This window comes from Granulicella aggregans (genome assembly GCF_014203275.1).
Lineage (GTDB): Bacteria > Acidobacteriota > Terriglobia > Terriglobales > Acidobacteriaceae > Edaphobacter.
In genome coordinates, this window is the sequence record NZ_JACHIP010000019.1 from 1 (window position 1) to 19,400 (window position 19,400).

The following is a 19,400-nucleotide window of genomic DNA, read 5'->3' on the forward strand; positions in this document are numbered from 1 at the left end:
GGCCCCAAATCGGTCGGCACGCAAATGCTGCTCAGGTACGACCAGCAAACTGCCTGACAGATTGCCCCCGGTGACAGCAATGTTGGGTCTACCCCGAATAGCGTCCGCGTGACCTTCGCGTGACACGGCAGACACAGGGTGAGCATCTTCACCGGATCGCTATTCCCCGGTTCCCTGTGATGAACCGCCACCGAGCGCTTGCCGCGCTTAATGGTCGAGCATCCAGGTACGCGGCAACGGTAGTCGTCGCGCTTCAACACGTCCTCACGGTGGCCGCCGAAGTAGGCCTCATCCTGCCGCTTGAGCGTGTAGCATATCTGGCATAATCCCTTCGCGAGAACTTTGGAGCGCCCACAAGGGCAGTGCATCACAATCTGCTTCGACGGCTTCATGGCATAACCCCCACCGCATCCAGCTCCCGCAGATCTTCGGCCAGCTTCGCTTCGATAGCGGCGATCTGCACATTCGCTTCGCGCTCCCACTCTTCGATAACCTTCGCTGTCTCGCGTCTTACCTTACGGATCTCAATCACTTCCCGAAGGGCGTCGTCGTCGAGTGATCTACCTGGCTTAAGGATTTTAGGTTCGACTGCAACCTCGCTCTTCCCTGGTGATAAGCGCACCACAACACCGGCATCCGCCAATGCCTCGTTCAACAGGTTGCACCATTGGGTCCTGAGCTGAAAAGGACGGCTCCGGTGGTTCCAGGAGTGATCTTTCTTGGCACCATTCCGTTTGAAGAAGCGCTCACGAGGAAGCGCCCTTGTTGCCTCCGTTACACTCCGCACGCAGAACATCACATGCAGGTGATACTGCTTTTTGCCTGCGTTCAGAAGCGAATGCACCGCCATCGTGTACGGAAACGTGTTGCCAAGAAGCTCGCTGACTGCTTTTTTAGCTAGAGCCTCATTCTCAGTCAGACTCAGTTCGTAAGGAAGAGCAGTCTCAAGCTCGGTGAATACCCTGGCATTCACACGTTCCTGTTCGTCCGCTGCACACCAAAAGTCGCGAGCGCTACCCGCTGCGAAAGTCGGCACATTGCCGGACTCCACGTATTCGACTTTCCCACGTGAGAAATGCGGCAGCTCCGCTCCAAGGTAGTCGAACCTCTTCATAGCCGACATTCCGCCTTCGGGTCCATGCAGTCTCAAATGCAGAATCGCCATATGTCTCCTCTGCCGTCTGTACTCAGGCGACTTCGCGCTTACTGTAGCGGTGCAGCGTCATCCTCGATATCTTGAACTCCCGCGCAAGCTCCGAGGGTTTTTCCCCAGCAGCTAATCTCCCCAGGAGCGAAGCTACGACAGCCGCGTTCAGCATTGCCGGCCTGCCTTTATACACGCCCCGTTTCTTCGCCAGCGCAATTCCCTCTCCCTGGCGCTCGCGGATCAGTTGCCGCTCAAACTCGGCAATCGCTCCCATCACGCTCAGGAGTAGATTCGCCATCGGCGAATCCTCTCCGGTGAAGATCAGATTTTCTTTGACGAACTCCACCCGAACTCCGCGCTCGGTCATTCCAAACACGAGCTTGCGCAGATCATCCAGGTTGCGCCCCAGCCGGTCCATGGAGTGACACACAACGGTGTCTCCGTCTCGGATGAAGCCAAGCAGCGCCGTGAGTTGCGGACGCTTAATGTCTTTCCCAGACGTGCGATCGACGAAACGCTTGTCCAGCTCCACTCCGTCAAGCTGCCGGTCTTCCCGCTGGTCAAGCGTACTCACGCGGATATAGCCCACCCGTTGCCCTTTTGAGGGCCGGGGGTTCTTCTTTGTAACAGTAGGTTCCTTGACCCTCGGCATTACCTGTATCATAAAGGAGATTGCAATCCTTGTGATACGTGTTTTGCAGGAACCTGTTACGTATCGCTGGGGTATACCCAAGGAGACATAGCTCATGGGACGAAGAGCACATCAAAAAACAAGTCCCCAACGGATGACGTTGAGGGAAGCTCTTCTATTGAATGACGTTCCTTTCTGGACTAGCGCCGCAGTTGCCGTGCTTGACGAACTACCCGCATCGTTGGCCCTCAATAGTAAGGAACTTTCCGAGCTGCTTCCCTTGCTCACTCATCCAGAACGGATTCCAGAGCCTTACGGACGGCGAGCACAGCAGATTGCAACAGCTTTTCGACAATTCTCTGACCAGCGTTGTAGAGACGGTATTGGTGCTGAATTCGTTAGGGCACACGAGTGTCAACTCATCCACAATGAACGCGTATCCCAAGGCCTCACATGATGATTTGTGGAACAGGCGCTGAGGCTAGTAATCCTTCGGTTCGGCGTAATGAAAGCCACTCTGATAACAAGGTATCCATCCGGCCACCAAGCGCACATACCTTCGGATCATTATCATGCGCTCCGAGCAGAACAAGTCTGTTGCCGCCTTCAGTGCCAACCTCTGTAAACAGATCGTCGTCAGACAAGAAGCACAGAGCGCCCCAGAAAGGGTACTGCTGAAACGTACCTCGAAAGTTCTCTAAATATCCCAACATCTTGTACGTTTCTTCTGGCCGAGTCGCTCCATAGGACTTGCGGTTCTTTGCGTCGATCACCAGATAACGACTGTCCTCACCAATCAATGTGATATCGGGAATGCCCTTCAGCGCATTACCTGAGTGGACGTAGCGCCATCGAGCAGAAGAACTGGGCAATGACTTCTGGAACCACACATCGAAAGTGTATTCCTCAAACCTGAGAGTACATATTGATCGCCCAGCTCTTTGCCAAAGAAGCCGGGGGCCTTCTACTGTAACCGCTCCGATACGCCGAAATGACTCAATGACCTGGTTCAAACACCACACCTCAAAAACGCGATCAGCAAAGAACTCCCCTGCGGGGAATGCCAGCATCAGGTCCACCATCCGGTCAGCTAAATCGGGACTAGCAAGAGTCGCATCGAACGTCCACTGTCCGTACCAAATAGCAAGCCGCCCGTATGCCGCCTGATTGCCCGTTTGACGTTTTCGGAGACGATGCTCTGTCTCCCGCCGGAGAATAGTGGAGCTGCGAGCAGGAAGAACTTTCTGCCATGGCGTAGCATGTAGCCGTTCCCTCGCCCAGCGAAGTAGGTTGAGGCTGTAGTTGCGTTCTGCACTTACGATCAAACCCGTTGCCTCGTTGAGCCGCCTGATCAATTGGCGCAATGCGTCGACGACGAGCTGATTCTCTGGTGTGTTTGCGGACGCTTTTGCGACCAAGACCGGTAAGCTCTTGGGCCATGAAAGGTTAGTGCCACGGCGAGCTAGATACACTGCTATATCGAGGCGTCCGTTGAGAGATCCCTTCGATTCTGTTCGAACGATCTCTGAGGTTTGCGAGACTCCTCGTTCGATGTCTTCGATGATGGGCTTCAACTGGAGTCCACACGCTACAGCGTGGCGGAGTCTTAGAAGACGTCTAAAACTCTCAAATTCCTCCGGTTGGTCATCGCCCACCTCGATAGCGGTCGGTTCCAGAGAGACCTGCTCGGAGTAGACGTAGGACGATAGGAGCGGCAATGCCTCTCTAAGGAATCGACGGTTTAGGAGTGTCTCACTCAACGAAGTGTGTACCCGCAGCAACGATACCTAGAAGTTCTCGGCGGGTCGCCTTATTGAAGGGAGCGACGAGAGTAGTTGCGAATTCTTGGAGAACTTCGGGAGCGACAACATCGGTATCAAATAGAGGGACAAGCTTTACAGACACCGCCCAATCCAAGAGCCCCGCTGCCGCTTCATCCGAAGCTCCGTCTTGTAGTAGGCGAAGCATGAACAACTCAAGCGTATCGATGATCTGTGCCGTACCGATCGGCAAATGGGGGATGCGCTGTTCGGGGCCAGCATAGCGCACACGCTCAACAAGGTCGAAAAGGCTCACGACCAATGGGCCGAAAGAGCCAAGGAGCCTTTCTCTATAGGTGTCCGCAAGCTGCTGTTCGTTAGAATCTTCTCCTATATTTGTTCGCTTCGCAGTCCTTATTGCCGCCCTCCGAACCACCAAACGGAACTCTTGGACAGCGAGCGGCGCAGGCTCTGAAGAGCTGCTCCAGAGAACGCCTTCTGGTTTCCTATCAGGAATGTTTACTGTGATGAAAGTGAAGCGCCGCCGAATAGCCTGACTGAGATTATTTACAAATTGCCGGTCGAAGGAATTAAGTGTGGCGACGATCCGAAAGCGCCGGGGGACCACCAGGTTTCGGTTTCCATCCCGTTGATGAGGAAGAGTGATTGGTGTTGCCGCATCGCTTCCAAGTACCGTGAACAGCTCGCCGAATGCTCGATCCATATTGGCCCGGTTCAACTCGTCAATCAACAGCCACTCAGCTTGCGGCTCAGAAGGATCGTCGAAGTGTTTCACAATAGTGTTTGCACACTTGATGGCTGATTCGGTGAAGTACCCATTCACTGGCACAATCTCTTCTTTCCGATCCGAGTGTAGGCGGAGTTCGAGACGTCCGATCACATCGAACACGGTCCAGTCTTCATGAGCAGTTACCGGAAACACAGATGCTTGAAAGGCATCACATAATGCACGCGCGAGGCTGGATTTACCTGTGCCTGGCGGCCCTTGAAGAATTACATGCCCCGCCCGTAGCGCCGCCGCCACAGCTCTAAGGGTATCCTCCGGAAATAGCAGGCCGTCCGTGGCCTTCTCTAAGCGTTCAAGGAAATCTGGCTGCCACTCAAGATCGTAGTCAGAGATCTCTCGAATACGTTCGATCTTGTCGTGGAAGTCTGTTGGTGGAATCGCCCCCTGTTCGACGAGGGTGTCTTCGTTGATATCAGGCATCTTCACCTCCAAAAAGCTCTTCGATTAAGCGGATGTTGGTGATTGGCCTAGCTTTTCGCAAGGACACCTCCACAGTGTCGGAATTTATAAGGTCCTTCGTCAAAACCAGATAAGACCAACGGGTGTCGGTCGAAAGAATGACCCGCTGTCCACGAGCAACCTGACACAAAACCCATAAGCGGCCACGGACAGACACCTGATTTCCGGCTTGCTCTCCGCGCTCTACATGCTCCCCGATCTTTAGGAGGAGTACCTTGTCTCCAGCAAGATCAAGAATTTGAGGTGCGCTAGCGGCTGCAACACCGGCTAACGTTGGGACGGTTGCCCCGAGGTATTGGAAATAAGCCTGTTCGTCTGTGAAGGTCGGAGCCGTGGGCAAGCGATCGACATACAACGCACTTGCAGCACAGTCAGATAAGGTCGTTCGGTCTCCTAGAGCAGCCGAGACAAGTGGCAAAAGCTCGCGGTCGATGAAATGCCTACGCCGACTCTCCGTCGGTCCATAGTGTTCACTCGTATCATCTTGGCGGAGTACCAAATGATTTAAACCTGCATGGTTTGCAATCTGATTTAAAGAATTGTAGAACCCGCCCTTGCGGTTCTCCACCGGCAGTTCAAAGGTCTTCAGGAGAGAAGTGTCCATCCGAAGCGCACCCACCGCCGCTACAGCTCGCTTTGCTTGGGACGTTGAAAAGACCCGGCAAAGAATCCGCTCCAACTCTGTCCACCAAAAATAATCGCCGAGATCACGCATTGCAGAAAACAGAAATCGGTAGGGCAACACATCGGCAGAACGATGCGCTACGCTCCTGCGTCCTCCTCGCGGTGGCCCTTGGACCGGGTAGCGAAATAGCAGGTTTAGGCCGATCCAGACGAATGCCTCACGGTTCAATGCCTTTGCCGCCTGATAAATCTGGTGGCCGCCAGGCGTAACAGTAACCGCGTTCGAGCGGGATATTACATATAACAGCCCAAACTCTTCGAAAGTTGCTTTCCAGCTTTCTACTGCGTGCGGATCAAGCCTGCGTGGGGCGCTCGAAGATCCCCAATAACCTTTGAGATCGCTGTAGGACATGCCGTCGCGATCGTAGAACGATTCAAACGTCACCCATGCCTCTTGAGACTTCACATCGCCACTAAATGGATTTGGGTATCCATAGCTGTTGACCCGCCAATAATCGAGCACGTCCAACGGAATCGGAGCCATAGGTTAGTTCGCCACCTCGTCATGTCTAAGAGTGAAGGCTGGCATAGGCAAACGGCTTGGATACTGAGCGTTGCTACGGGTGTTCTTTAGGGTAATGACCCAATCCATCGTTATGATCCCCCCCCGCCCAGCGCGCGGAAACTTCATATAGTGTCTGCGAATCCGGTAGGCAAAGGCTTTTTGAAAGGCGAAACCCGCTTCCGCCGCAAGACGTATCAATGAGTCATGTATGGGGAGCGCCCCTTGCGTGCTTTGACTGTTGCCGATCACCAATACATAGAGGCCGTTACGCTTGAGAGCCCTGCTAGCCGATTCAAAGTGACGTGACATGCTATCGCAGTAAGCCCGCATAGCTTCTATTCGGCCAGGACTGATCTCCGATTCACATATGAGGTCACTCAAGCATGCGGGAAGTGAAAGACTTCCCTGCTTAACCGGGTTCTTCGCTCCGGTCACGCCTCGACGCATACTGTTGAATACCTTTCGATTTGGAACGCCCAAGAGAGGCCCCAACCAGAAATACTCGAGCATGAAGTTGTACATATAGTCCACCGAATCGAGATACGGCGGGCTCGTCACGATGAGATCTACAGAACTATCCGGTAGAGGTATGTCAGTCGCACTTCCTCGCATAACCACGCTAGATGCACCAGCCAGGCGCACTTTAGACAGATCTTCTAGTCCACTGATGGCCTTTTCCAACGCTTTCCAGAACGTTGGTGCAACGATCGGAGGCGACTTCTTTAGAGTGCCCGACACGTATGTCTTCTGGGTTTGATCATCGGCATTCGACACCCAACGGATTATCGAGCTGAAGACACAAAGGAAAAAGGTTCGTTCTTCTTCTGTACAGTCGATCCGCTGGATTGCAGCAAAGAGCCCTTGCAGACTTCCCCAATTCGAGGATGAAAACCAATGCCCAAAGTTGGCGATATCGTCCATTGGAGGTGCAAGATCAATCGCTGTGTCAGCCCATTTCCCCTTCAGCTTCGTGGCAAGATCACGAATTCGGGAGGGGCACACTTCAGTCGTTTTCGCACGAGAGATCAAGCAGGCAAGTGGATCTAAGTCCAATCCAATTCCCTTTCGCGCACGCGATAGAGTCTCTACAAGAGTCGTGCCGGAGCCGCAGAATGGATCAAGGACAACACTGTCTCTAAGCGCAAACTGATCCAATGCCCACGCGGGCACTCTCGGGATGTATTTTGCAGGAAACCGGTGAAACCCATGCGTCAATGCCGAAGTTTTGTTGGCCAGACTTAGAGAAAAGAGATCGCCATTCTGGATATGTTTGAATGACGGAAATTGTGCGACTTCGCTGAAGAGTTCAGACGCACGCTCGCGAGGCTCTTCAGCCGGTTCATCTAAATCGATCAATGTCGGTTGAAGCGCTTCCACTTGATATCCTTCTGCCTGCTACGTGGAGAGAACCACTACACTTTCACGCATGTTGTCCTGGAATCGGGACAATTGATTTCGCTGTTGAGGAGCTACCGTGAGATGCCGAGTAACGAGGACCTCGGCTTTTTTAAACCCGCTTTCTAAGGCGATTTTTGCCAAAATCACATCGGTAGGCACGATCACGCCAGCAAAAGCGGAATTGCCCACCACAACAAAACACTTACCACTATGGAGCGTCTTTCGGCAGTGTTTCAGCGTTGTCCGCATATCCTCGAAATACCCTCGGAGAAGAGCAGGTACACCCATCCGCCAACTACTGGCGTCTTGGTCCATCAGGCCAATCAGCTTCTCTAGTTCGCTAATTGGTTCGTAGGGCCGAGTGAGATCTGCACCCAGATGCGATCGCAATGACGCTTTGCGGAAGCGATTGATCGACTCATAGGAGTCTACGAAGCCGCCGAACCACAGTTCAACCTTCATGGATTCGAAATAATCGAAGCGGTTCGCATAGGGTGGGCTGAAGATCACCGACTCATACTTGCGGGTTCCCAGCAACGAATCCATTTCCAGCACGTTTCCGTGCACCACCTCTTGTTTCGCCCAATCTCCCTTGCGCCAAAACTTGGTGTCCTGCAGCATCATTTGTATCTGGGCTTCGAACGCATCGCGCACAAAAAGCTCTTGATCGTCGCCGAACCGCTCAGTCTGCCAGGCACCTTCAAGCCTCTGCACATAGCCGGTTTTTAGTCGCTTCTTATTCCGGTACTTTATGCCATTGCCTTCTTTGAAGTAGCTGCCGACGCTCTCAAGGATGGCGATCCACGCCAGCATCAGAAAATCGCGGCTCTCGCTATCATCTGAGAACTCTGACTCGATTAGCCTTCGAATCTTGAGCAGCGTATCGGTTATCACCGGTTCAAAGACCTTGCTCGCAATTGACAATGCTGGCAAAGGCCAAGCTTTACCCAAGTCACCGGTGTTCGTCAGCATGGCAGCAAAGCGCTTCAGTGCCGCGATCTTCCCTTTGGGCAACGGCGTCAGCTTGACCTTCGTCGCGAATACAGCCAATGGATTTATGTCGATGCCCGTGGAGCTATAGCCATTTTCTGCCGCTCCAATCAGAATGGAGCCGCACCCACAAAAGGGATCGAGAATGCTCGATCCAAGCCCAAGCTTCGTTATGAGGTGGGGGGAGTATGCTTCGCGGTATCGCATCCATCTATGGATCGGTGATGCGGCATTTCCCTTCCAATTGACAAACGACGACAGATCAGACCGCTCGCTGAACGGAACAGACTCGTTGAGTTTTCGCAGAATACTAGTGAGAGTCCGCGCCCGCGCTTCCTCGCCACCCTTCAACCTTGCCTTTTGATCCGCAAGAAACGTGTTTGGTTCGCCACAATAAGCCAGAGTGTCGCGAGAGAGAACAGCCCTCACGTCTCGCGTTCCCTGTTCATTTGCTTGGCGCTGTAGATTTCGCAAATTATTATCCGTTCGATTCCTAAGCCTGTTTGTCGGAAAGATTGCGTTTGATCAAACGCAAAGCCCTCTATGCTGGGGTGTCCTTCTGCGGAGGAAACAGCGGCCATCGGTCAGCTATATAGGTTTCAGCCGCCTCCCGGATAACCCAAGCGAGAGAGACCTTTTTCTCTCGGGCGATATGCTCCAATGTTTCGTACACATCGGGGCGCAGCGTTACCGAAGCTCGTGGCATTCTGTCCTCCTCTTTTCGACGGCAACTATCACCGCCGTTGCTGCAACTTGCATCACTTTGCTGCATCACCCTTTCGATCATAGCCGCGTTCCCTTTCCTTGGACCATCTTTTTGCTCTAAGATTCCTTCTCGATACCGGTCGAAAACACGGCCAAGAAACATCCGACTACCCCTTTATCCGTACAAACCGATATCAGCATGTCGCTTTGTCACTTTGATAGGACTCTTGGCAGTTCGTCCCATCGCGTTGTCCACCGTGGCGAGCGATGCTCAGCCTTGAGCTTCCAGGCGGCATTCTTGGGACCGGCACCCAGAATACGGACAGTATCGCGCCCGAGGGTCGCGTTGAGCTTGTCCATGGCTCTCCAAGCCCGTTCCCTCTTCTCGCGGTCCAGCTCGCCCCATAGGGCTGGTTGCCGGATGGTTTCGGGCATCAGCTCCGTAATCATCACTCCGCACTTCGAGTAGCGGTAGCCTTCCCGCCATAGCCGTTCACCCAGACGGACGGCCAAGGCGACGACTTCCCCGGTGTCGTTGGTGGTTTCCGCAAACCGAGCTGAGGCCCCGTTCGAGTAGAACGGATCGTTGTTGAAGGTATTGGTGTGCATGAAGATGAAGATGTTCTCTGCGGCCACCTTGTACCGGCGCATCTTCTCCGCTGCTCGTGTGGCATAGCTCGCGATCGCTTCCCGCATCGGCTCCCAAGATGTAACCGACGCCCCGAAACTGCGGGTGACGGCAATTCCCTTCCTGGTCGGCTCCATCAATTCCAAAGGCATACAGGAAATCCCGCGCAGCTCGTAGACGGTGCGCCCACCCGTCACCGTCATCAAGGCGCGCGCGTTGTCCGGGTCTAGCGCCGCGAGATCGGCGGCCGTCCGGACCCCGATCCTAATGAGCTTCGCGGCCGACGCCGAACCGATTCCCCAGACCTCATCAACCGGCACCGTAGGCAGCAGCTCAGCCCGCACCTGGCTGGAACGCATATCGCAGACCCCGCGATACTGCGGACGCTTCTTCGCAATGAAGTTGGCGACCTTGGCCAGCGTCTTTGTGGGGGCAATTCCAACACACGTAGGGATGCCGACCCAGCGATGAACGCGCTCGCGCAGCTCACGCGCGAGAGGCTCCACTTCCCTTTCCGCGAACTCTCCAAGATTCAGAAAGCTTTCGTCGATCGAGTAGTTTTCGATCGTCGGAACCATCGAGCCAAGAGTGTCACTTACCCGTCGACTTACGTCACCATAAAGCGCATAATTTGAGCTAAAGACGCGGATATTCTCACGCTTGATGAGATCACGCAGCTTGAACTCAGGGTCTCCCATTTTTATCCCAAGAGCCTTGGCCTCTGCTGACCGGGCCACCGCGCAACCATCGTTATTCGAGAGCACGATGACCGGCTTTCCTTCGAGGTCGGGTCGAAAGACACGCTCACAACTCACATAAAAATTGTTGCAGTCGATGATGCCGAATGTCTCATCCATGCTCACCGTTCTCCAGCGCAGCAAACCACGCGGCATAGTTCGTGTTCTTAACCATGTGACGATTTACGTCGGGTGCGCCATCCGTCCACCAAACAAGTCCCCGCTCACCCAGGGCGATCTTCGCAGCATCGACTTGTTGCCTGGCCTGCTCCCGGCCCCCTTCGTCTCCAGCTCGCATTGCGATTCCCTTTGCGCGCCGCGCAGCCATGAGCACCGCGGTCAGGCGCTGCTTCTCTTCATCAGAAAGCTGAGGATTACTGCAGCGCCACAAACGTCCACGCACGACGAAGTAGCGGCCGTCCGGGGTTACGGGATACTGGCTCATCGCAAGGTGTGAATCGCGTGTCTTACAACACCGAAGACATGCAGCTCTTCGCCAATTCCAACGTGAATGGGTTGGTAACGCGGGTTTGCCGGTTCGAGCCACACGCAGTCAAGACAGCGACGCAAGCGCTTCACCGTGTACTCACCGTTGACCGCGACAATCACGACGGAACCATTCACCGGTTTCGCCGCGCGATCCACAACCAGCAGATCACCGTCCAGAATGCCGGCATCCTTCATCGAGTCGCCATCGACCCGCATCATGAACGTCGCGGCCTTGTTTTCGATCAGGTATTCGGACAGATCGAGAGGAGTCTCCAGGTAGTCCTCTGCGGGGCTTGGAAAGCCCGCAGGCACGCTGCCATCAAAGTATGGAAGGATTAACGGCCAGTCACACGCCCACTCGACCTGAATCAGGCTCATCGCTACCTCACCTCAGGTATAGCAGGTATAGCGAAGGAAAAGCGAAAACGCGTCTTTTACTCTTTGTGCGCGAGCGATATCTCGTTTGTTTCCAACGTTCACGCATTCGCCCCAACCGTGAACAACCGGCCTAGAGTGGCAGCGCGCCATCCACGGCGGCCTTTTCGGCCGCCTTCAGCATCTCCGGGCCGTTGTTTCTTACGTTCCCGACTTTCGGATTGGCCTCATAGACTTCCATTTCTTCAGATTCGAAGGGCCGGAGGAGATCGATCGGCAAACGTTCCGTCTCTTCCCTGTCCAGCCAGCGGTCATAATCGCGTGCGTGAAGGATGACAGGCATACGCGGATGGATCTTCGCCATCAGCTCGTTCGCCTCAGTGGTCACGATGGCGTAGGACTGAAGCCAGTGACCGTCCTTGTCTTTCCAGGCGTCCCAAAGCCCCGCAAACGCGAAGAGGCTGCTATTCCCCAGCTCAAAGGCATAGGGCTGCTTCGGAGGCTTCCCTTCCTTCGGCCACTCGTAGAAAAACGAGGCGGGAATCAGGCACCGCCTTTTCTTGAAAGGTTCCCGCCAAGTCGGAGCTTTGGTGATCGTTTCCGCTCTCGCGTTGATCGTCGAGAGACCTTTGACGTCGTTCAGATCCTTTGTGAAAAACGGCACCAGTCCCCAGCGGGCCAGAATCATTTCTCGCTCACCCGTCTCGCGACTCTGCCGGATGATGGGCTGATGAGTCGTCGGCGCTATGTTGTAGTCGGCGTCAGGCATCGGCAACTCAGCCGGTGAAGGCTTCGCACGAAAGTGTTCCGCGATCTTCTGTTTGTCGCTGCGACGACCGTACCGACCACACATGAGCTACTCCAATGACGCCTTAGCTCGCCGGTGCCACGATTTCTTCTGCGTTTTCCGGTTCACTCGATTCCATAGCCAAATCAAGTCTAGTTGAAAGACTTTTTGGGGACGGGGACACCCCGTAACGCCCCGCTATGGAAATGGCGCTCCGCTTGGAAGGCGCCCATAAGGGCCAGACCCTCCCACATTTCCACAGCAAAAGCCTAAGAGCCACAGGCAAGAGCAACAGCAACAAAGGCCAGAACCGCGCCGTGAGTAAAGACCCGCTTCGCGCCGCGTTGCGGTGGGCCTTCGGCCAGGTCTTGACACCCGGCTCCGTCGGTTCCGGCAGAAGCAAAACATCCCGTTTTTCTTCGAAAAACATGGGTTTTTCTAAAGAGAAGATCGCAAGCAAAAACCTCAAAATAATTATCTCAAGATGCATTTACGTATTGACATAATTACGTAAGTACGATATTCTTAGAACATCAAGACGGGGCAAGAAACAAGCCCCGGCAACCACAACTCAGGCAGTGCGGGAAACACTGCCCTAACCGAACCGCACAGGAGAAATGCAATGATTAACGACCTTAACCGCTTTGTCATCATGGGCCACATCGGAGCCGACCCGAAATCCCTTACCTCTGACAATGCCCCAGTACGCCTCTCCATCGCCACATCTTCACATTGGAATGTCGAGAATACTCGCAATACCCGTACCGACTGGCACACCGTTGCGGTCTTCGGGAACTTGCGCAAATACGCCGCGAAGCTCAAGAAGGGCGACCGCGTTTACATCGAAGCCGAGGCACGGAACAACAACTACGAGCGCACCGTGGGCGGAGAAACCATCACGATCTATGCGACGGAATACCACGCCTCGCAGATCGACCGCGTAACCGCAAAGACAGAGGCCGAAGAGTAGCAGGCCGAGAGCTTGAAGGTGGGGCAGTGCGGGAAACACTGCCCCTAACTACAGCGCCGCACACACGCACAGGAGATGCACGACCATGAGCCACGCCGCAGCCGTATTTTCAGAATACAGGACGATTCCCCTCTCTCTGCTAGTCGAATCCACCACCAACCCACGTCGCACTTTCGAGCCTTCCAAGCTGGTCGAGCTTGCGCAAAGCATCAGTGTGAGCGGCCTCATTCAGCCCATCACAGTTCGCCCCAAGGCAGACCGTTTCGAGATTATCGCGGGTGCTCGACGCTACCGGGCGGCGCAGATCGCGGAGCTGGCCGAGGTTCCCACCCGCGTGCTGGCACTGGACGATGCACAAATGCTCGAAGTGCAGATCGTTGAAAACAGCCAGCGCGAAGACGTCCATCCATACGAGGAGGCCAGCGGCTATCAACGCCTCTTAGACCTTCCCGGTTATGATGTGGCCGCTCTTTCGTCAAAGTGCAGCAAGAGCCAGAGCCACATCTACGCCCGTCTGACGCTCCTCTCACTCATCCCTGAAGTAGCGGAGGCCTTTCAGAAAGACGAGATCACGGCCAGCCACGCCAACTTACTCGCGAGACTCAGCGCCGAGCAACAGGCCCAGGCGTTCCCCAACGCGTTCCGTAAAGACTATCGGGACGATGAGCGCCACCTACTACCAGCGAAGCACCTTGCCGCGTGGATTCAGGACAACCTCTACCTTGCCCTTGTGGAAGCCCCTTTCGACAGAGAGTCTGCTTCCCTGCTCCCCGAGGCCGGTTCCTGCCATGCATGCCCAAAGCGCACCGGGTTCAACACTGCCCTTTTCGCGGACGTGACAGACGACAACTGCCTTGATGGAGAGTGCTTTCGGGCAAAGATCAATGCCCACATCGAGAGCGCAAAGGCTGGTGTTGCAAACCTCGTTCAGATCAGCACCGTTTGGCGGCCCGCACAGGACAAGCCGACCGCTGAGCTTTCACCCATGGAGTACAGGAAGATCGGAGCTACGGGGCAGGACGACAATACTGTTCCGACGTGCGACAGCGCCGCTCCCGCCATCGTCACTTACGGGCATGGAGTGGGAACCATTCATCTGGTGTGTGCAGACCACGATTGCGCGGTCCACCATCCCCGCCGTTTAGGTTCAAACGCCGCCGGACGCACAGATGACGATTTTGAGAAGGAAATGGAGGAGCGGCAGCGGGAAGCCGACCGGCGCAAAGCGGAAAAGGAAAAGCGTGAAAAGCGACTCCGGAACCTTATCTTGCGTGCACCTTCAACCGTAACCGAAGAGCAGATGCGTTTCGTTCTCACAGCCCTTGTGATGGGTGACCTTACGGACGCGATGGAACGCATCGCGCTCCGATTGGAAGGCGAGGAGCCAGACCACAACAAAGGCAGCGATGACGTGTGCGCTGATGCCCTCTCTACCTGCATGCCGTCCAGCCTCTTCGGATACCTCGCGGAGCTGGCACTTGGAAGCTGGGTCGATATTCCCCGACCTGATGAGCGCGATTACCTAGCTGAGGCCGACAAGTTGTTTCCAAAGGCCCCCAAGCCCACGGCGGACACGACCAAGAACGCACCCGGCAAGAAAACGAAGAAGGTTTCCGCCACGAAGACGGCAGCGAAGAAGGCAGTGGCGACAACAAAGCGCCGCTAAGAAGGGCCGACCAAACGGGGCCGGGGGAAATCCCGGCCTCACCCATCCTGCCTCAACGCCGAAAGGAATGCCGTCATGATGAAGTTCACGTTCAAGCTCAAAGTAACTGAGCGCATCACTGCTAAATGCAGCCGCCATCCGCGATACAACCCAGAGAAGGAAGGCCGGAATGGGATCAAAGGCGGCTGCTCCGGCTGCTTTGCACTGTTCGACCTCTACCAGTCACGTCTTGCTTTAGAAGCTGCCGTGCAGAAGTTTCAGCGGTTGGCCTGCCCATGGGCGAGACCTCGCCAGCCACGGACACACAAGCCGACACCCCCAGTCACAAACCTTGTCGAGGATGAATCACGGTAGCCCATGGAAAGCTGCGGCACGGCACCGCACCCTCCCACAGGCAAGAGCAACAGCAACAAAGGCCAGAACCGCGCCGTGAGTAAAGACCCGCTTCGCGCCGCGTTGCGGTGGGCCTTCGGCCAGGTCTTGACACCCGGCTCCGTCGGTTCCGGCAGAAGCAAAACATCCCGTTTTTCTTCGAAAAACATGGGTTTTTCTAAAGAGAAGATCGCAAGCAAAAACCTCAAAATAATTATCTCAAGATGCCTTTACGTCTTGACATAATTACGTAAGTACGATATTCTTAGAACATCAAGACGGGGCGCGGGAAACGCCCCGGACAACAAACCGCACAGGAGAAAACACCGTGAGCATGACCACCAAAGCCGACAACCTGCATGAAACTCTGCGTTCCTCCATCGAAGCCCTTGCAGCAGAAACCGACAGCGTAAAGCAGGATGCAACGTTCCGCGCATGGCTCACAAGCATGAGCCGCTTCCATCATTACTCATGGGGTAATCAGATTCGGATTGCTGAACAGCGCCCCGACGCTACGCGTGTAGCTGGCTTCCACACTTGGCGCAAAGTAGGCCGGTTCGTCAAGAAGGGCGAGAGGGGTATCAGCATCACCGCGCCGATCATCAGGAAGGGGGCAGCCGAGGAGCCGAGCCGCGAGGGCGAACGCATGGAATTGACAGCGAAAGGACCCCGCCGGGTTGGAGGCTTCAAAGGCACGACGGTTTTCGACGTTGCCCAGACAGACGGCGAACCCCTGCCAGAGGCTCCCGAACATAACGCCACCACAGGGGGCGAAACCCTTTTGCCTAAGCTGGAAGCAGCCGCGGAAGCTTTCGGGATCATTGTTGCTTATGAATCCATTCCCGGACGCGCCGAGGGCTACAGCATGGGCGGTCGTGTGGTGGTCGAGGAATCGCAGCCTGTACCCGCTAAGTGTGGAACACTCGCCCATGAGATCGCTCACGAGCTGATGCACAAAGGAGCCGAGCGCGGCACCAAGCAGCAGCGCGAGCTAGAGGCCGAAGCTACGGCCTACGTTGTGTTGAGTCACTTCGAGATGAGCAGCGGAAGCCGTTTCTACCTTCATGGCTACGGCATCACTGGCGAGATGCTGACGGCTTCCATGCAGACCATCTCCGCGACCGCGCGGCGGATTATCGACCAGATCGAAGGAACAAACACCGACAAGGGAGAGGCCGAGGATGACTCGGCCCTTCCACTCGCGGCGTAGCCGTGTTTTCTTTACGTATTTACGTGCGTACATAAAGACGTAAGGACGCTCGTTTTGCTTTCTGTAAGCGAGGCGGCCGCTCCAACCACCACAACTCAGGCAGTGCGGGAACACTGCCCAACCGAAACGCACAGGAGAACAACATGAAGACCTTAACGGGATGGAATGAAAGCGGGCAGGAACTTACGCCTTTTCTACAGCCAGGGGATGAAGTAGAGGAAGCATTCTCTGATTGGGCGCTGAACCTTTTGCCGCCTGCGTTCTGGAGCTCCAACGTCGTCCAGATTGGAGAACCTCACAGCCATATCGACGGACGCCCCACATTCGCAACCTTCTACCGTGAGGGGCGCAAATGGTTCTTCGGGGGGCATTGCCACCGAGGAAAGATCGCGGAGCCTTACCTCCTCGCGAGGGCATAAATCGCCCTAGGCCGGGGCAGGGCATCGAACCCTGCTCCGGCCCGTCAATACGTAGGGTTACCGATACGTATTCACGAATTGACATATTTATACATTTACACAATGACATCGGGATAGAATTGCGGAGACCTATGGATATCGGCGTCGTAAACATCAAGGGTGGTGTCGGGAAAACAACCACTTCCGTTACGCTAGCGGCTGTCTTGCAGACGAAGGGAGCAACCGTGCTGTTCGACGGTGACCCGTCTCACAACGCGCTTGCATGGCAGACACGCGGGAATGGGTTTCCTTTTCGGATCGCGGACCTTCGGCAAGCTCGCAAGATGGTCGGGACCTTCGTGCACAGCGTCACCGACACGGGCCTAGCCCCTACGGACGACGACCTCAAGTTCCTCGCTGAGGCCTGCGACCTCATGATCGTTCCCACTACGCCGCGACCTTTGGATACAGATGGCCTCAAGCAAACCATCCAGGCATTCCAGCGCCTCAAGGTCACACATTACAAGGTGCTGATTACGAGCATGCCACCCGCGAATGAACCAGAAGGAGCAGAGCTAATGGGCATACTCAAGGAGTTGGAGGTGCCTCTGTTTAAGACCGCGATTCCGCGTCTGAAGGCGTTTGTGAAAGCGTCTGGAACAGGACAAATCGTGTCAGAGGTGAAAGACCCACGCGCGGAACGAGGATGGGACGCATACGTTGCAGTAGGGAAGGAGAGTCTTGCATATGTCGCTAACAGGTAAGAAGCAGACGCCCAGCGCCTTCCGAGGGCTTCGGGATGTTATGGCACCACCACCCCAGGAAAACACGGCTCGGCGCGGCCCAGGTCGGCCGGCAAAGGCGGATTCCAAGCGCTCGAACCCCGACTACCGCCCTTGGTCAGGGCTACTGCGTTCGGAATTTGTTGACGAAGCTGACATCCGCCTGAGACAAACAAAGACTACGGATGGACGCGATATGTCTGACCTCATCACCGAGCTGCTTGGCGAGTGGTTAGAAAAGCAGAAAAGCTAGATTCTGAGGAGGCGGTACACATGCAGAAAGTCGATCTCCTCTTCGAGGAGCTGTTTACTGAGGCTCAGAAGAAAGCCCAGCAGAAGAAGCAGGCAGAAGCCAAGAAGGGAAGCACGCCGTCTGCTATCGCAAAATCGTCCTCGCGTAGCCACGTCTCAGAGAACCGCGCAGCGAAAATCCAACTCACAAAGGATCTTGCCCGACTCCGGGAAGAGATGAACGGTCCTGAGCCTGCGCAGCTCACGCAGGTAGCGAAGGTTATGGTTCTCTGCGGTCTCCCGTATCGGCAGACCCAGGAACGGACCATCGTCCGGACCTCGCGACAAGCCGACGGCTCGCTCATTACTGTCACTTTCCAAGCGATGTTGAACAATGTGCCTCTCCCTTACGGGAGTGACCGCAACCTGTTTCATTGGGCCACAGATCGTTCCATCAAGAGCGGAACTCCCTTTGTGCCGTGGGAGACAGCGACCGAGTTCCTGTCCGATATGCAGCAGAGCGACGGCGGGAAGAACTACGCTCGCCTGAAAGAGAGCTATCGCAGAATTGCGGGTCTGAGCATCACCGTTGAACGTCAGACTGCCAACCGTGACCAGGCCCTCATCATGCCCATCATGGAACGCTCCAATCTGCCTCGGCTCTTCGATACCAATACGCTTGCGTTCCCAGAAAAGAACGAGGATGACCACCTGCCTACAGGCATTCTCTTCAGCAATCCCTTCTTTCAAGAGCTCAGCAAGAACCACGTTCCATTTCCGTGGCCCATCCTGCGGACGCTGGCACGAAAGCCACAAATGCTCGATTACATGATGTTTCTGCACTGGCGAACCTTCGCTGCCAGAAGCGAAAGCGTCATCCGCTGGGAAGAGCTCCGGCAACAGATGTGGCAGGAAGACACGCATACGTGGCGCATCCGAAATCGTTTTGCCGATGCCATCAAAGCATTGAAGATTGTGTTCCCGGAGCTTCCAGCAGAAGCCCGTCCCGGTGGCTTGTTCATCGGCCCGGCGATCGAGGGCAGAACTCTCATTCGCGGTGCCCGTCGAATTAACGGGCGATCATCGAACTAAAAAACGCACTCACCTGTCACATTTTGCCATTCTCGCCCCGCTTGGGGTTCCGTACTAACAGGGCGGTTTGAGCCACTAAAATCAACGCTCTGAGCCCCCGGAACCCCAGAGAAGCAATCAGTTCGGGGCTTTTCGCCACTTCCATTTCTGCTATTTGCCCCGCCTAGAGCCTCCGTACCTCCGGGGCGTTACACCTGCAAGCATATCATTACAAAGCACTTAGACGAGAAAAGGTTGGTTGTGGAGAACTCTGAGGATCTTTTGACCGTACCTCCGGGGCTAACTTGCTGCAAGCAAAAGAAACTAAAGGCGTTATAAGCTTTCCACCGTTCCACACGTTGTCTCCTCTGCTGCCGTACCTCCGGGGCGTTCTTTCCGTACCTCCGGGATGAGAAATCCGTACCTCCGGGGCTCGAGTTCCGTACCTCCGGGGCGCTCTTTATAAGGAAGCAAGATGTTTCAAAAAGTAACAGGATGAAACACGACGTCTCTGCAACGGAAGACTACGAAATCTCTTTAAAAACGGCACAAATAAAACCTAAAAACAAAAGCCTTCCCTATGAAGGTCAAAAACGG

At 55.1% G+C, this 19,400-nt stretch carries 19 protein-coding genes; 6 read left to right on the forward strand and 13 right to left on the reverse strand.

Annotated elements, in window-relative coordinates; all coding sequences use genetic code 11:
• The 13 genes from HDF16_RS30385 to HDF16_RS26300 all read right to left on the reverse strand — a co-directional run.
• A partial coding sequence (locus tag HDF16_RS30385; RefSeq protein ID WP_221313210.1) for an HNH endonuclease signature motif containing protein occupies positions 1–392 on the reverse strand: 392 nt, incomplete at its 3' end.
• A complete protein-coding gene (locus HDF16_RS26245) occupies positions 389–1,165 on the reverse strand; it encodes a MobA/MobL family protein (protein WP_184223253.1) in 777 nt (258 codons plus the stop codon). The genes HDF16_RS26245 and HDF16_RS30385, both read right to left, overlap by 4 nt.
• A 22-nt stretch (positions 1,166–1,187) precedes the next feature.
• On the reverse strand, positions 1,188–1,799 hold the full coding sequence (locus HDF16_RS26250; protein ID WP_184223255.1) for a recombinase family protein: 612 nt from the start codon (positions 1,797–1,799) through the stop codon (positions 1,188–1,190).
• Positions 1,800–2,227: 428 nt separating this feature from the next.
• Positions 2,228–3,352 (reverse strand): hypothetical protein, encoded by a 1,125-nt coding sequence (locus tag HDF16_RS26255; protein WP_184223257.1) that lies wholly within the window; start codon positions 3,350–3,352, stop codon positions 2,228–2,230.
• Between the two features lie 178 nt (positions 3,353–3,530).
• Positions 3,531–4,766 (reverse strand): AAA family ATPase, encoded by a 1,236-nt coding sequence (locus HDF16_RS26260; protein WP_184223259.1) that lies wholly within the window; start codon positions 4,764–4,766, stop codon positions 3,531–3,533.
• Positions 4,759–5,973, reverse strand: a complete 1,215-nt coding sequence (locus HDF16_RS26265) for a hypothetical protein (protein ID WP_184223261.1) — start codon at positions 5,971–5,973, stop codon at positions 4,759–4,761. Before HDF16_RS26265 ends, HDF16_RS26260 begins: the two co-directional genes overlap by 8 nt.
• Before the next feature lie 3 nt (positions 5,974–5,976).
• Entirely contained in the window at positions 5,977–7,371 is a 1,395-nt protein-coding gene (locus HDF16_RS26270) for a DNA methyltransferase (protein WP_184223263.1), read from the reverse strand.
• Positions 7,372–7,389: 18 nt separating this feature from the next.
• Positions 7,390–8,856, reverse strand: a complete 1,467-nt coding sequence (locus HDF16_RS26275; RefSeq protein ID WP_221313211.1) for a hypothetical protein — start codon at positions 8,854–8,856, stop codon at positions 7,390–7,392.
• Between the two features lie 67 nt (positions 8,857–8,923).
• Complete coding sequence (locus tag HDF16_RS26280) at positions 8,924–9,088, reverse strand: CopG family transcriptional regulator (RefSeq protein ID WP_184223267.1); 165 nt, start codon at positions 9,086–9,088, stop codon at positions 8,924–8,926.
• A gap of 209 nt (positions 9,089–9,297) precedes the next feature.
• On the reverse strand, positions 9,298–10,572 hold the full coding sequence (locus HDF16_RS26285; protein WP_184223269.1) for a Y-family DNA polymerase: 1,275 nt from the start codon (positions 10,570–10,572) through the stop codon (positions 9,298–9,300).
• Complete coding sequence (locus HDF16_RS26290) at positions 10,565–10,897, reverse strand: hypothetical protein (protein ID WP_184223271.1); 333 nt, start codon at positions 10,895–10,897, stop codon at positions 10,565–10,567. The genes HDF16_RS26285 and HDF16_RS26290 overlap by 8 nt, the downstream gene beginning before the upstream one ends.
• Positions 10,894–11,319: a LexA family protein gene (locus HDF16_RS26295; RefSeq protein ID WP_184223273.1), complete on the reverse strand. Its 426-nt coding sequence runs from the start codon at positions 11,317–11,319 to the stop codon at positions 10,894–10,896. Before HDF16_RS26295 ends, HDF16_RS26290 begins: the two co-directional genes overlap by 4 nt.
• Positions 11,320–11,449: 130 nt before the next feature.
• Entirely contained in the window at positions 11,450–12,169 is a 720-nt protein-coding gene (locus HDF16_RS26300; protein WP_184223275.1) for an SOS response-associated peptidase, read from the reverse strand.
• Between the two features lie 556 nt (positions 12,170–12,725).
• Between HDF16_RS26300 and HDF16_RS26310 the strand changes: the two genes are divergently transcribed.
• The 6 genes from HDF16_RS26310 to HDF16_RS26340 all read left to right on the forward strand — a co-directional run bounded on the left by HDF16_RS26310 (position 12,726) and on the right by HDF16_RS26340 (position 18,824).
• Entirely contained in the window at positions 12,726–13,073 is a 348-nt protein-coding gene (locus HDF16_RS26310) for a single-stranded DNA-binding protein (protein WP_184223279.1), read from the forward strand.
• A gap of 85 nt (positions 13,074–13,158) precedes the next feature.
• The gene (locus tag HDF16_RS26315) at positions 13,159–14,739 is read left to right on the forward strand and encodes a ParB/RepB/Spo0J family partition protein (protein WP_184223281.1); all 1,581 of its coding nucleotides are present in this window, start codon (positions 13,159–13,161) and stop codon (positions 14,737–14,739) included.
• A gap of 706 nt (positions 14,740–15,445) precedes the next feature.
• Positions 15,446–16,321 (forward strand): ArdC-like ssDNA-binding domain-containing protein, encoded by an 876-nt coding sequence (locus HDF16_RS26325; protein WP_184223285.1) that lies wholly within the window; start codon positions 15,446–15,448, stop codon positions 16,319–16,321.
• A 143-nt stretch (positions 16,322–16,464) separates the two neighbouring features.
• Positions 16,465–16,740, forward strand: a complete 276-nt coding sequence (locus tag HDF16_RS26330; RefSeq protein ID WP_184223287.1) for a hypothetical protein — start codon at positions 16,465–16,467, stop codon at positions 16,738–16,740.
• 131 nt (positions 16,741–16,871) lie between these two features.
• A complete protein-coding gene (locus HDF16_RS26335; protein ID WP_184223289.1) occupies positions 16,872–17,483 on the forward strand; it encodes a ParA family protein in 612 nt (203 codons plus the stop codon).
• Positions 17,484–17,774: 291 nt separating this feature from the next.
• Positions 17,775–18,824, forward strand: a complete 1,050-nt coding sequence (locus HDF16_RS26340; RefSeq protein WP_184223291.1) for a replication protein RepA — start codon at positions 17,775–17,777, stop codon at positions 18,822–18,824.
• Positions 18,825–19,400: the final 576 nt, after the last annotated feature.

Coding starts and splice junctions, on each gene's coding strand:
- HDF16_RS26245 (WP_184223253.1), bottom strand. CDS start 1,165: ATGGCGATTCTGCATTTGAGACTGCATGGACCCGAAGGCGGAATGTCG.
- HDF16_RS26250 (WP_184223255.1), bottom strand. CDS start 1,799: ATGCCGAGGGTCAAGGAACCTACTGTTACAAAGAAGAACCCCCGGCCC.
- HDF16_RS26260 (WP_184223259.1), bottom strand. CDS start 4,766: ATGCCTGATATCAACGAAGACACCCTCGTCGAACAGGGGGCGATTCCA.
- HDF16_RS26265 (WP_184223261.1), bottom strand. CDS start 5,973: ATGGCTCCGATTCCGTTGGACGTGCTCGATTATTGGCGGGTCAACAGC.
- HDF16_RS26280 (WP_184223267.1), bottom strand. CDS start 9,088: ATGCCACGAGCTTCGGTAACGCTGCGCCCCGATGTGTACGAAACATTG.
- HDF16_RS26285 (WP_184223269.1), bottom strand. CDS start 10,572: ATGGATGAGACATTCGGCATCATCGACTGCAACAATTTTTATGTGAGT.
- HDF16_RS26290 (WP_184223271.1), bottom strand. CDS start 10,897: ATGAGCCAGTATCCCGTAACCCCGGACGGCCGCTACTTCGTCGTGCGT.
- HDF16_RS26295 (WP_184223273.1), bottom strand. CDS start 11,319: ATGAGCCTGATTCAGGTCGAGTGGGCGTGTGACTGGCCGTTAATCCTT.
- HDF16_RS26300 (WP_184223275.1), bottom strand. CDS start 12,169: ATGTGTGGTCGGTACGGTCGTCGCAGCGACAAACAGAAGATCGCGGAA.
- HDF16_RS26310 (WP_184223279.1), top strand. CDS start 12,726: ATGATTAACGACCTTAACCGCTTTGTCATCATGGGCCACATCGGAGCC.
- HDF16_RS26315 (WP_184223281.1), top strand. CDS start 13,159: ATGAGCCACGCCGCAGCCGTATTTTCAGAATACAGGACGATTCCCCTC.
- HDF16_RS26325 (WP_184223285.1), top strand. CDS start 15,446: ATGACCACCAAAGCCGACAACCTGCATGAAACTCTGCGTTCCTCCATC.
- HDF16_RS26330 (WP_184223287.1), top strand. CDS start 16,465: ATGAAGACCTTAACGGGATGGAATGAAAGCGGGCAGGAACTTACGCCT.
- HDF16_RS26335 (WP_184223289.1), top strand. CDS start 16,872: ATGGATATCGGCGTCGTAAACATCAAGGGTGGTGTCGGGAAAACAACC.
- HDF16_RS26340 (WP_184223291.1), top strand. CDS start 17,775: ATGCAGAAAGTCGATCTCCTCTTCGAGGAGCTGTTTACTGAGGCTCAG.